Genomic DNA, 11,529 nt, shown 5'->3' with positions numbered 1-11,529 from the left:
GGAAGGCGGGCGCAGGCGGTGATCCGGGAGCCAGGAGACCTGCCGATGATGGTCGTTCCGCAGCCGGGCGGGGTGTACCGGATGCAGCGTGGGCTCGCCAATAAGGGCGGGTGGCCTCGCCATGGACGACGTTCGTTCATGTGTGGAGGTTTTTTACGTGAAATATCTGTTTTTGCTGAGTTGTTCGTTTGCCATCGCTGCGCCTGCATGGGCCGTAGAAGGGGACGACGCCAATCGTGAGTCCGAAATCACCGTGCTCGCCACGGGTCTGAGCCAGCCGGTCGATAGCACCGGTCAAGCGATCAGCGTGGTCGATGCCGCAGAGCTTGCCTCGATCCAGGGGCCTGACATCACCCGCGTTCTGGAACGCCTGCCCGGCGTAACGCTGACCCGCAATGGCGGGCTTGGCTCATTCACCGGGGTGCGCATTCGCGGGGCCGATGCGGAACAGACACTGGTGCTGATCGACGGCGCGCGAGTGGCGGATACGTCCTCGCCCGGCAGCGGCTTCGATTTCGGCACGCTGCTTTCCGGCAATGTCGACAAGGTCGAACTGCTGCGCGGATCGAACAGCGTGATCTGGGGTTCCGACGCCATCGGCGGCGTGATTGCCATCACCACCAAGGCCACTGACGGTGTTGAGGCATCGGCGGAATACGGCGCTTATGACAGCTTCACCGGATCGGCTTCGGGCGGGGTGAAAACCGGCGCGCTCTCGCTTTCGGTAAACGGCGGCTACTCCCGCAGCGATGGCTTCTCCGCGCTTGCCGCCGATGCCGAAGCCGATGGTTTCGAGCAGTGGCAGGCCGGCGCGCGCGCCGCGCTCGACATCGGCAGCGGCCTCTCGGCCTTTGTCGATGCGCGCTATGCCCAGTCGGAAGCGGGGATCGATTTCTCCTTTGCCAACGATTACGTGCAGACCACCAAGCAGGCATCGGGCCGGGCCGGGTTGCGCTATACGTCCGAGGTTCTCGACCTGACCGCGGCCTACAGCCTTGCCGATACCAACCGCGCCTATGACAGCGCCTTCTTCGGCTATGCCTATGACAGCCGCAACCAGCAGGCCGAACTGCGCGGCAAGTGGAAGCTGGCCGGGCCGGTCGCCGTGCTGTTCGGCGCCGGTCACGTGTGGGACCGCTATGAAGGCACCTTCGATACCCGCCAGACCGCGCGGCAGGCGAACGGCTATCTGCTGGCTGACTTCACGTCCGGCAGCGCCAACTTCGCCGCCGGGGCGCGGATCGATCACCACAGCCGCTTTGGCGATGCCTGGACGATGGGGGCCAATGGATCGGTCGGCATTGGCGGTGGCTGGCGGCTGCGCGCATCTTACGGCGAAGGGTTCAAGGCGCCGACGCTGTACCAGCTGTTCGGTTTCGCCGGGAACCTCGGCCTCGAACCCGAACGCAGCCAATCCTACGAAGCGGGCATCGAAAAGGGCGACCGCGCATCGCCGCTGCACTTTGCCGCCACGGTCTTCCGCCGCGATAGCCGCAACCTGATCGTCTATGACGCCAATGCCAATGGCGGCTGGGGCGGCTACATGAACGAGAGCCAGACCCGCGCCAGCGGCTTCGAGCTGGAGGCCGATGTCCGCCCGGTGGAAGTGCTGCAACTGCGCGCGGCCTATTCCTATGTGAAGGCCACGAACCGCACCACGGGCCGCGATCTCTATCGCCGCCCGCGCCATGCGCTCAGCCTGTCGGGCGATTGGACCACGCCGCTGGGCGGGCTGGTGATCGGGGCCGATACCCGCCTTGTCGGGCCGAGCATGGACGATCCGTTCGGCGATAAAAACCTCGCCAACGACGTGCGGCTGAAGGGCCATGTCGTGCTCACCCTGCGCGCCAGCTTGCCAGTGACCGAGCAGATCGAACTGTTCGGCCGCGTCGAGAATGTCGGCGATGCCGATTATCAGGCGATTGCCGGATACAACACGCCGGGACGCAGTGCCTACGCCGGCGTGCGGGCGCGGTTCTGATGAAGCCGGCGGGCGTCCTTCTCGCTCTGCTGCTGGGGGCTTGCTCCCCGGTGCAGACGGGCAGGGCGCCCGCCACTTCGCTGCCGAGCATCGTCAGCCTGAACCCCTGCACCGATGCGATTTTGGCCGAGGTGGCCGATCCGGTGCAGATCCTCGCCATATCGGCGTGGAGCCACGATCCGGCGTCGAGTTCGATGGACATGGCAGAGGCGCGCCGCTTCCGCGCCACCAACGGTTCGGTCGAAGAGGTGCTGGTCCTGAGGCCTGACCTGATCGTCGGCGGTACGTTTACCCCGCCGGCCACGCGCAGTGCTTATGCCCGGCTAGGGCTGCGGCTGGAGGAAGTGGGCATCGCCGCGACGGTCGAGGACAGCTTTGCCCAAGTGCGTCATCTCGCCGCGCTGGCGGGCCATCCGGAGCGGGGCGAAGCGCTGGTTGCGCAGATCATCGCTGCACTGGCGCGGGCGGCACCGCCAGCGGGCGCTCGCCCTGTCCAGACCGTTCTGTGGGAGCCGGGCGGCATCGTGCCGGGTGATAATACACTGGTCGCCGATGTGATGCGCCGCGCAGGGCTGGCCAATTTCACCGCCGGGAAGGGCATGAAGCAGGCCGATTACCTGCCGCTTGAGCGCCTTCTCGCCGATCCGCCAGCACTGGTGCTCACCGCCGGGAATCCCCGCGCCGAGGAAAACCGCCTGCTGGGCCATCCTGCCTTGGCGTGGCTGACGAAGACCCGCCGCGAGGCTGTGGACCCCTCGCTGCTCTACTGCGGCGGCCCGACGATCATCCGCGCCGCCCGCCGTTTCGCCGAGGTGCGCGGGACATGACGCGTCTCAACATGACCCTGCTGGCGCTGATTGTGCTGGCCGTGCCGCTCTCGCTGCTCGCCGGGCAGGTATGGATCGATCCGTTTCATCCGGCGGTGCCCAATGCCTCGACCATCCTGTTCGAACTGCGCTTGCCGCGCGCCGTGCTGGCGCTGGCGGTCGGCAGCGGCCTCGGTGCGGCAGGGGCAGCGATGCAGGGCTACCTGCGCAATCCGCTCGCCGATCCGGGGCTGTTCGGGATCGCGCCCTGTGCTGCGCTGGGGGCAGTCCTTTCGCTGTGGACCGGTTATGCCGTGAGCGCCTGGACCCTGCCGCTGTTCGCGCTGGCCGGGGCGGCGATCGGCATGTTGCTGCTCAGCCTGATCGCCGGGAGGAACGGCGGTGTGGCGACATTCACGCTGGCCGGGATGATGCTTGCCAGCCTCGCCGGCGCGCTGATGAGCCTGGCGATCAGCCTTGCACCGTCACCTTTCGCGCTGTCCGAGATCGTCACCTGGCTGATGGGCGCGATTGCCGACCGGTCGTGGAACGAGGTGTGGATTGCCGTGCCGGGCGCGCTGCTGGGCATTGCCATGCTCCGCCTTGCGGGACGCGGGCTTGATGCCTTGTTGCTCGGCGATGCGGTCGCGCGCTCGCTCGGGATCAATCTTGCGCGCTTGCAGGCGCTGCTGGTTATCGGTGTGGGCCTGACCGTGGGAACCGGCGTGGCCGTAGCCGGGATCATCGGTTTTGTCGGACTGGTGGTGCCGCATTTGGTTCGCCCGCTGACCGACCGCCGCCCCTCAAGCCTGATCGTGCCAAGCGCGCTGGCCGGAGCACTGCTGCTGCTGATTGCCGATTGCCTGTGCCGGGTGCTGCCACTGGCCGGAGGCGAATTGCGGCTGGGTATCGCGCTCAGCCTGATCGGCGCGCCGTTTTTCCTCGCGCTGTTGCTGCGGATGCGGCGCGGTTCTTCGGCGGACGGAGGCTGGGCATGACGCTTTTCGCCGATGCACTCGCGCTCCCCGGGCGGCTCGACGGTATATCGCTCACCCTGAGGCCCGGCGAACTGACGGCAATCGTCGGCCCGAACGGCGCGGGGAAGAGCAGCCTGCTGGCCTGCCTTGCCGGCCTGCTCGATGGTGGCGAAGTCCGGCTGGACGGTATGCCGCTGGACGAGGTCCACCCGCACGACCGCGCGCAGGCCATCGGTTTCCTGCCGCAGACGCCGGAAGTGGCGTGGGACGTGACGGTCGAAACGCTGGTCGCGCTGGGGCGGCTGCCTTGGCCGGGGGCTCCTGGCGGCGAAGCAATCGAGGCGGCGATCGCGGTGATGGACCTCGAACACCTGCGCGCACGCCGGACATCGCGCTTGTCCGGCGGCGAACGCGCGCGCGCGCTGCTGGCGCGGGTGCTGGCCGGCGAACCGCGCTGGCTGCTCGCCGATGAGCCGCTCGCCAACCTCGATCTTGCCCACGCTGCCGCGCTGATGGGCAAGCTGCGCGGGCAGGCGCGCGAAGGACGCGGCGTGGTTGTCGTGCTGCACGATCTGGCCGCGGCGATGAACCATGCCGACCGCGTGGTGGTGCTGGCAGATGGCAGGATTGCGGCTGACGGCATGCCAGCCGAAGCGTTGACGCCAGACCTGATCGGCGCGGTGTGGAAAGTCAGCGCCCGCTGGCTGGGCGAACCGGGCGCGAAGGCCCTTTCGATCTGAAATTCAGAAAATTTCGACAGGTTTGACGCAAGTCAAGGTTGCCGCCGGTGGGGAGGCCTAGCCCGACATGGCAGGTCCTTTCAGGACCTCGTATCTCCCCGCCTAAGGAGCGGCTGTCTCACGTGAACAGCCGCTCTCTTTTTTCTGCCTATCGTGCGGGGCACGCCTTCTTGTTGCTCGCTGCCCATTCGACTCCCGCTTCGAGCAGGGCGAGCGCCTGCGGCTGGCTGTAGGTCTGCGGCATATGGCCGATGGCCGAATAGAACATCCGGCCTTTTCCGATGCAGTTGGTCCAGGCGATCGGATGGTCATTGCCCATGTCGAGGTAGCCGTCGGGACCCATCGGGCTCTTGCGGGTATAGGATCCCTCGTCGAGCGAAGCGATGACATGGGCACCGGCTGCGCGCGGGCTGGTCTTGAACGAGTACCATTCGTCGGTCATGCGCCATTCGCGCGGCAGGCCTGCTGCCTTGGCAATCGGATGGTCGGTGCTGACCACGACACGCGCTTCCTGGAACTGCGGCTGCATCGGGTGGCCGGTGAAGCGGGCGCCGATCAGCTTGTCGGCGTACCAGTCCCAGAAATAGGCCGGATCGCCAGCGCTGCCATGCATCGCCGCGAAACCGCCGCCCTTGGCCAGGAAGCCCTGGAATGCCTTGCGCTGGCTCAGCGTCAGGATGTCACCGCTGATGTTATTCCAGATCACCGCATCGAACTGGCCCAGCGTCTTGGCATTGATCGCGCCGCCCTGTTCGGTGAAGGCGATGGCCCAGCCCTTGCGGTCGGCCATGGCAGTCAGTGCAGCGTGAGCCGCTTCGACCGATGGCACGTCCTTGAAGCCGTTGATCTTCTCCATCACCAGCAGGCGCACTTTGCCCTTTGGCATCGAGAATGCGGGAACGTTATTGTCAAAGCGCTGGCAACGGGCCGCTTTGTCCGCCGCCGTCACCGGAAGCAGCTTCAGTTCGGCATCGATCTTCGCCACGCTGGCCGCATCGAGCCCGGTAAACCGCGAGGCGGTTTCGGCGGTGAGGATCGACGCGAAGCTGGGCGTCTTGGTGCCGATGAAGGTCGGCGGCATCTTGTCCATCCGGCCGGGGGCGTACTTGTCGATCACGCCTTTCGCGGCTGGGCTGAGCAAGATGTCGATCAGCGGCGACTTTGCCGAAAACGGCACGTCGCGGTTGGGACAGTCGGTGACCGGACCCGCAATTGCGGGAGCCGACAGCGCGACAGCCGCGATGCCAGCGGCGAGTTTCAAAACCGTGCGCATCAGATCTTGCCTTCCTTGAGGAACTCCACCGCATGGTGCGCGGCGCGGGCCGAAAGCGCCATGTAGGTCAGCGACGGGTTCTGGCAGCCGGACGAGGCCATGGCGCCGCCATCGGTGCAGAACAGGTTCGGCACTTCGTGGGCCTGGTTGTACTTGTTGAGTACCGAGGTCTTGGGATCCTTGCCCATTCGGACAGTGCCCATTTCGTGGATGCCCAGACCCGGAGTGCCCGGCTCGGTCGCCTGACTGACGACCACGCCGCCGGCAGCCTCGATCATCGCCTTGCCATCGTCCATGATGTGCTTGACCATGGCGTGCTCATTCGGCCCCATCGCGCAGTCGATATGCGGGATGGCCATGCCCCACTTGTCCTTGCGGGTGGCGTTCAGCGTGACGCGGTTTTCCGGGTTGGGCAGCATTTCGCCAAAGCCCGAGATGAAGGCCATCCACGGACCGAACTTGTGCATGCCTTCCTTGTATTCCGCGCCGATCGTGCCGGGCTGGTTCAGGCCCTTGCCCGTCATGCGCATGGCACCGCCCTGATAGCCATAGCCGCGGACATAGCCTTCGCCGGGTTCGGTCACGTTGCGGAAGCGCGGGATGTAGATGCCGGTCGGGCGGCGGCCCTTGTAGTACGAATCCTTCGGACCGTTCGGCAGGATGCCGGCGGTGGACAGCGCGTACATGTGGTCCATCAGGTTGCGGCCGACCTGGTCCGATCCGTTGGCGAGGCCGCGCGGATTGGCATCGTTGGCCGAATTCAGCAGGATGGTCGCCGAATTGATCGACGAGGCATTGAGGAAGACGATCTTGGCCTCATATGTCTTGCCGACCTTGGTCACGGCATCGATCACCCGAACGCCGGTGGCCTTGCCGGTCTTTGGATCGGTGACGACCGAATGGACGATGGCATTGGTGATCAGCGTCAGGTTGCCGGTCTTGCGCGCTGCCGGCAGCGACGAGGTCAGCGTCGAGTGCATGGCACCGAACGAGCAGCCGCGCTCGCAGATCGAGCGGTTCTGGCAAGGGCCGCGGCCCAGCTCTTCGTGGTGCGGCTTGGCTTCGGACAGGTTGGCGTTGCGGCCGATGATGACCTTGCGGGTCGGGAACTTCGATTCCACCGCCGACTTGAGCATCTTTTCGGCGTCATTCATTTCCCACGCCTTGAGGAACTTGCCGTCGGGCAGCTGGGGCAGGTTTTCATAGCTGCCGGCCACGCCGATGAAGTCCTCGATGTGGTCATACCACGGCGCGAGATCGGCATAGCGGATCGGCCAGTCGACGCCGTAACCGTCCTTGGCATTGGCCTCGAAATCGATGTCGGACAGGCGGTAGGACTGACGGCCCCACATGATCGAGCGGCCGCCGGTGTGATAGCCGCGGATCCAGGTAAACGGCTTGTCCGCCGGCGTCGAATAGGGGTGGTCGCTGTCCTTCACCCACATGTGCTTGGTGGCGTGGTTGAAGGCATAGCACTGGCTCTGCACGTAGTAATCGCGCGCGACCTCTTCCTCGGGCACGCGGTTGTTGTTGGGGAACTCCCACGGCATGGTCATGTCCGTGTAGTCCTTTGCGGGATCGATGTCGTAGCCCCGTTCGAGCATGAGGACCTTGAGCCCCCGCTCGCACAGTTCCTTGGCGGCGATACCGCCGCTCATGCCCGAACCGATGACGATTGCGTCGAATGCCATGGAAATATTCTCCGTTCAGCCGAGACCGCCGACGCCAGCAAAGGGTCGGGTCTGGGGGGTAATCTTGAGCGAGGGGACGAACGGTCCGGGGACGTGTTCGTAAATGACTTCCTGGGTCATCGCGACTTCGGACGTGTAGTAGAGGGTGACGATCAGGTCTTTAAGCTTGGCATAGGCGGGATCGGCAACGGCGGGACCCGCCAGCATCGCCGCGAGACCCATCAGCTTTTCCTTGCGCGGCACGGTCTTGAGCGCGGCCTTGTCATAGGCAATGAGCAGTTCCTTGCGGCGCGCCGGGGTCAGCGCGGCGAAGGGCTTCTTGTCCGCATCCAGCGCCATCTTCTCGATAGCGGGAAGCGCGCCGAGGATCTGCGCCTTGGTGGCGGGCGAGGCCCAGTTGACCATCAGGCTTTCGAGCTGCTGCGGCGCCTTGGTGAACACGGCACCGGGCGTGTCGGTCGCAGGGATGAGCGTATCGGCCAGAGCGGTGACCAGCGCCATTTGCGACGGGCTGAAGAACTTCTTCGTCGCCGGCTTACCCTTGGCCTTCTTTTTCGGAGCGGCCAGCGCTTCGAGCGGGAGCGCGGTCGCGCCGATCAGCGCGGCGATCGATGCCAGCGCACCGCGCCGGTGGATAGAAAATGCGTCAGTCATCAAGCCTGCTCCCAGCAGTCACGGATATAGGAATAGCCCTCGGAGTAGACCTCCTCGGGGCTGGCGAAGAAATCGCGCCACACGCGGGTGGCGGCGGCGAGTTCGGGCAGGGCCTTGCCAAAGGCCTCGATGGTCAGCCAGCCGTCATAGCCAAGGCCTTTCAGCTCGGTGATCGTCTCGCGGATCTTGGCGTGGCCGCGCCCCGGCGTGCCGCGATCGTTCTCGCTGATGTGGACGTGGTTGACGTGGCCCTTGCCATAAGCGGAGCGAAGGGCTGCCAGCGGGTCCTTCTCCTCGATGTTCGCATGGAACGTATCGTAGAGGATGCCGAAGCCTTCTTCGCCCAGACGCTCAAGGTAACTTGAGCTTTGCTCGCAGGTGTTGAGCAGATAGCACTCAAACCGATTGAGCGGCTCCAGCGCGCAGATCAGCCCGGCATCGCGGGCCTTTTGCGCCACTTGCCGGTGGACTCCGGCGCAGCGTTCCAGCTCATCGCCGGTCGGCCCTTCGCCCGAGAACACGCCGAGCGGCTGGAACCACGGCCCAACCAGCGCCTGCGCGCCGAGTGCCTCGCAGCAGTCGATCACGCGGGTGAGGTGATCGACGCCGCCCTGCCGCGCCGCTGCATCGGGCGAGATCGGCGAATGCGCCTCGTCCGGGATCAGCGCCACGGCGGTGCGCTGCAGGCCGATATCGTCGAGCACTGCGCCGAGCTTCGCATAATGCGACGTGTCCGAGGGATCGAACACCGGCACTTCGACCCCGTCGAAGCCCGTGTCCTTGAGCGCCCTAAGCACCGGCACGTGATCTTCCGTCACATGGCCGGTCCACAGCAGCAGGTTCATGCCGATCTTCATTTGGTGTTCCGATTGCGTTCGAAGAACCAGACAAGGCCGAAGATCATGAACAGCACGACCGGGATGATAGCGATGGTCTGGAACGAGGTTTCGGCGGCATAGGCGAGCACACTGTGCATTTCCGGCGTGCCGGACTGGAGAGCGTCGAGCGCCTCCTTCGACCCTGCCTTGGCAAGCTTGGCATTGTCATAAATCTCGCCCAGCTTGGGCAGCACGAAGCGGATCGCCAGTGCGCCGGCAAAGCCGATCAGGCCGATCCCCCACGGACCGCTGCGCGGGAAGCGGCGCGATACGGCGGCGAGCATGGTCGGCCACATGAAGCACACGCCAAAGGCCCAGAAGGTCGCCGCAACCAGCGCCGTCGCCGCCGAATTGGCCGTGCTCAGCAGGTAAAGCCCGATAGCCGCCGGGATCGTGCTGAACCACAGCAGCCCCATGTCGGAGAACCGGTGATCAAGCGCGCCGGCGAAATGCCGCATGACGAACATGATCGCCGAGACATAGACCAGCACGAGGATGCCCGAGAACCCGACCGTCTCGGTCAGCGTCACATCGACCCATGCGCCCGGAGCCAGTTCGGCCGAGGCGGTGAGGAACATGATGGCGAAAAAGATCCAGAACGTCGGGCGCTTGAACGGTTCGGCCATCATCTCGCTGAACGTCACGCCCTGCGCGGTGCTTTCGGTCTTCGGAAATTCATGGCGCATGGTCCACAAGGCAAGGACGATGCCGGGGATGATCGGCAGGCCGATCAGCACTTGCCAGTTGAGGTTCAGCTGCTTGAAGAACAGCACCGAAAGCAGGCCGCCGGTGACAATGCCCGCCGGCCACCAGGCGTGCAGTGTATTGAGCCTGCCGGTCTTGTCATTGGGGTAGATCGTCGCGGTGATCGGGTTGATCGAGGCCTCTGTTGCGCCCCAGCCGAAACCCCAGATGATCATGGCAATGTTGAGCATGGTATAGACCGATCCGCCGGCATTGGCCGACATCAGCACCAGCGCCGGGCCGACGATGAAGCAGGCGGCGGCGAACAGGATCACCTTCTTGGCGCCGAAGCGGTCAAGCAAGGGGCTGATCACCAGCAGACTGAGCGCAAAGCCGAGAAAGCTGTTGCCCAGTACCGTGCCGATCATCGCGCCCGAATGCTGCGCGTCGATGGGATCAAGCAGCGAGGTCTTAAGCGCGCCAGCCGCGCCGGCGCGGATCGAATTGGCCAGCGCCGCGGTGAACAGCGCAAGCACGCTGATCCAGAAAATCGACCGGTGATTGGCCGGTGGGCCTGCCTGCTTGTCCATAGTCACTCTCCCCTATTCTTCTTTTATCAGTCCAGCCCGAGCACTTGCCGGACAAAGCCCAGGTCCGTCCCGGTTCCTGCGAAATCGTCAAACGCCTTGTCGGCCTTGCGGATCATGTGTTTCGCGATGAACGGAGCGCCTTCGGCCGCGCCCTGTTCGGGATGCTTGTAGGCGCATTCCCATTCCAGAACAGCCCAGCCATCGTAGCCGTAGTGGCCCAGCTTGGTGAAGATCTGCGTGAAATCGACCTGCCCGTCGCCAAGGCTGCGGAAGCGGCCCGGGCGTTCGGTCCAGCCCGAGTAGGAGCCATAGACGCCGGCCTTGCCGTTGGGCCGGAACTCGGCGTCCTTCACGTGGAAAGCCTTGATCCGCTCATGGTAGAAATCGATGAACTGCAGGTAGTCGAGCTGCTGCAGCACGAAGTGCGACGGATCGTAGAGGATGTTGGCGCGCGGGTGGTTGTCCACCACCTCAAGAAAGCGTTCAAAGGTCACGCCGTCGTGCAGGTCTTCGCCCGGGTGCAGTTCGTAGCAGGCGTTGACGCCGCATTCGTCAAACACGTCGAGGATCGGCTTCCAGCGGCGGCCCAGTTCGGCAAAGCCTTCCTCGACCAGACCGGCCGGGCGCTGCGGCCACGGATAGACCGTGTGCCATAGCAGCGCGCCCGAGAAGGTCGCGTGGCTGGTGCAGCCAAAGCGCTGGCTGGCCTTCGCCGCCTTCTTCATCTGGTCCACCGCCCATTCGGTGCGCGCCTTGACGTTGCCGTGAACCGACGCCGGGGCAAAGCCATCGAACAGCGCGTCATAGGCCGGGTGGCTGGCGACGAGCTGTCCCTGCAGGTGAGTTGAAAGCTCGGTCACCTCGACGCCGTTGGCGTGGCAGACGCCCTTGATCTCGTCGCAGTAGTCCTGGCTCTCGGCCGCCTTGTCGAGATCGAACAGGCGGCCATCCCATGTGGGGATCTGCACGCCTTTGTAGCCAAGGTTGCCCATGTACTTGGTGATCGCGTCGAGCGAATTGAACGGCGCTTCGTCTCCAGCGAACTGGGCGAGGAAGATGGCGGGACCCTTCATGCGAATATCCTTGTGTATTCAATGTCTGACTCGTCATGCTGAACTTGTTTCAGCATCCATCGTGCCCCAGGCTCTGGCTCACACAATCGCAGCGCGACCTCTCCGCTGCGCCCAGCCTGATTGCGCCGGATTAGAGGCGAAATGGACCCTGAAACAAGTTCAGGGTGACGAAGGGGCAGGGT

At 64.8% G+C, this 11,529-nt stretch carries 10 protein-coding genes and 1 riboswitch; of the genes, 4 read left to right on the top strand and 6 right to left on the bottom strand.

Features of this window, described 5'->3' with window-relative positions:
- Positions 1 to 62: riboswitch (cobalamin riboswitch) on the top strand. This riboswitch is flagged as partial in the annotation.
- Between the two features lie 95 nt (positions 63 to 157).
- The 4 genes from RMO89_RS14750 to RMO89_RS14735 are packed head-to-tail and all read left to right on the top strand — an operon-like array spanning position 158 to position 4,504.
- Entirely contained in the window at positions 158 to 1,981 is a 1,824-nt protein-coding gene (locus RMO89_RS14750) for a TonB-dependent receptor domain-containing protein (RefSeq protein WP_310534030.1), read from the top strand.
- Entirely contained in the window at positions 1,981 to 2,808 is an 828-nt protein-coding gene (locus RMO89_RS14745) for an ABC transporter substrate-binding protein (protein WP_310534029.1), read from the top strand. The genes RMO89_RS14750 and RMO89_RS14745 overlap by 1 nt, the downstream gene beginning before the upstream one ends.
- A complete protein-coding gene (locus RMO89_RS14740; RefSeq protein ID WP_310534027.1) occupies positions 2,805 to 3,785 on the top strand; it encodes an iron ABC transporter permease in 981 nt (326 codons plus the stop codon). The genes RMO89_RS14745 and RMO89_RS14740 overlap by 4 nt, the downstream gene beginning before the upstream one ends.
- Entirely contained in the window at positions 3,782 to 4,504 is a 723-nt protein-coding gene (locus tag RMO89_RS14735) for an ABC transporter ATP-binding protein (RefSeq protein ID WP_310534025.1), read from the top strand. Before RMO89_RS14740 ends, RMO89_RS14735 begins: the two co-directional genes overlap by 4 nt.
- 148 nt (positions 4,505 to 4,652) lie before the next feature.
- On the opposite strand, the gene RMO89_RS14730 is transcribed toward RMO89_RS14735, so the two are convergent.
- From RMO89_RS14730 to RMO89_RS14705, 6 genes are read right to left on the bottom strand one after another with little or no spacing between them, the layout of a single operon-like run.
- Positions 4,653 to 5,777, bottom strand: a complete 1,125-nt coding sequence (locus RMO89_RS14730) for a ThuA domain-containing protein (protein WP_310534023.1) — start codon at positions 5,775 to 5,777, stop codon at positions 4,653 to 4,655.
- A complete protein-coding gene (locus RMO89_RS14725) occupies positions 5,777 to 7,468 on the bottom strand; it encodes a GMC family oxidoreductase (protein ID WP_310534021.1) in 1,692 nt (563 codons plus the stop codon). Before RMO89_RS14725 ends, RMO89_RS14730 begins: the two co-directional genes overlap by 1 nt.
- A gap of 15 nt (positions 7,469 to 7,483) precedes the next feature.
- Entirely contained in the window at positions 7,484 to 8,122 is a 639-nt protein-coding gene (locus RMO89_RS14720) for a gluconate 2-dehydrogenase subunit 3 family protein (RefSeq protein ID WP_310534020.1), read from the bottom strand.
- On the bottom strand, positions 8,122 to 8,979 hold the full coding sequence (locus tag RMO89_RS14715) for a sugar phosphate isomerase/epimerase family protein (protein ID WP_310534019.1): 858 nt from the start codon (positions 8,977 to 8,979) through the stop codon (positions 8,122 to 8,124). The genes RMO89_RS14720 and RMO89_RS14715 overlap by 1 nt, the downstream gene beginning before the upstream one ends.
- Positions 8,976 to 10,274 carry an MFS transporter gene (locus RMO89_RS14710; protein WP_310534018.1) on the bottom strand — a complete coding sequence of 433 codons (1,299 nt, stop codon included), beginning with the start codon at positions 10,272 to 10,274 and terminating at the stop codon, positions 8,976 to 8,978. The genes RMO89_RS14715 and RMO89_RS14710 overlap by 4 nt, the downstream gene beginning before the upstream one ends.
- 26 nt (positions 10,275 to 10,300) lie before the next feature.
- Entirely contained in the window at positions 10,301 to 11,347 is a 1,047-nt protein-coding gene (locus tag RMO89_RS14705) for a sugar phosphate isomerase/epimerase family protein (RefSeq protein ID WP_310534016.1), read from the bottom strand.
- Between the last annotated feature and the right edge of the window lie 182 nt (positions 11,348 to 11,529).

It is taken from the genome of Novosphingobium sp. (assembly GCF_031424035.1).
In the GTDB taxonomy this organism is placed as follows: domain Bacteria; phylum Pseudomonadota; class Alphaproteobacteria; order Sphingomonadales; family Sphingomonadaceae; genus Novosphingobium.
The sequence above is the reverse complement of the archived record's forward strand: the minus strand, read 5'-3'. Positions and strand labels throughout refer to the sequence as shown.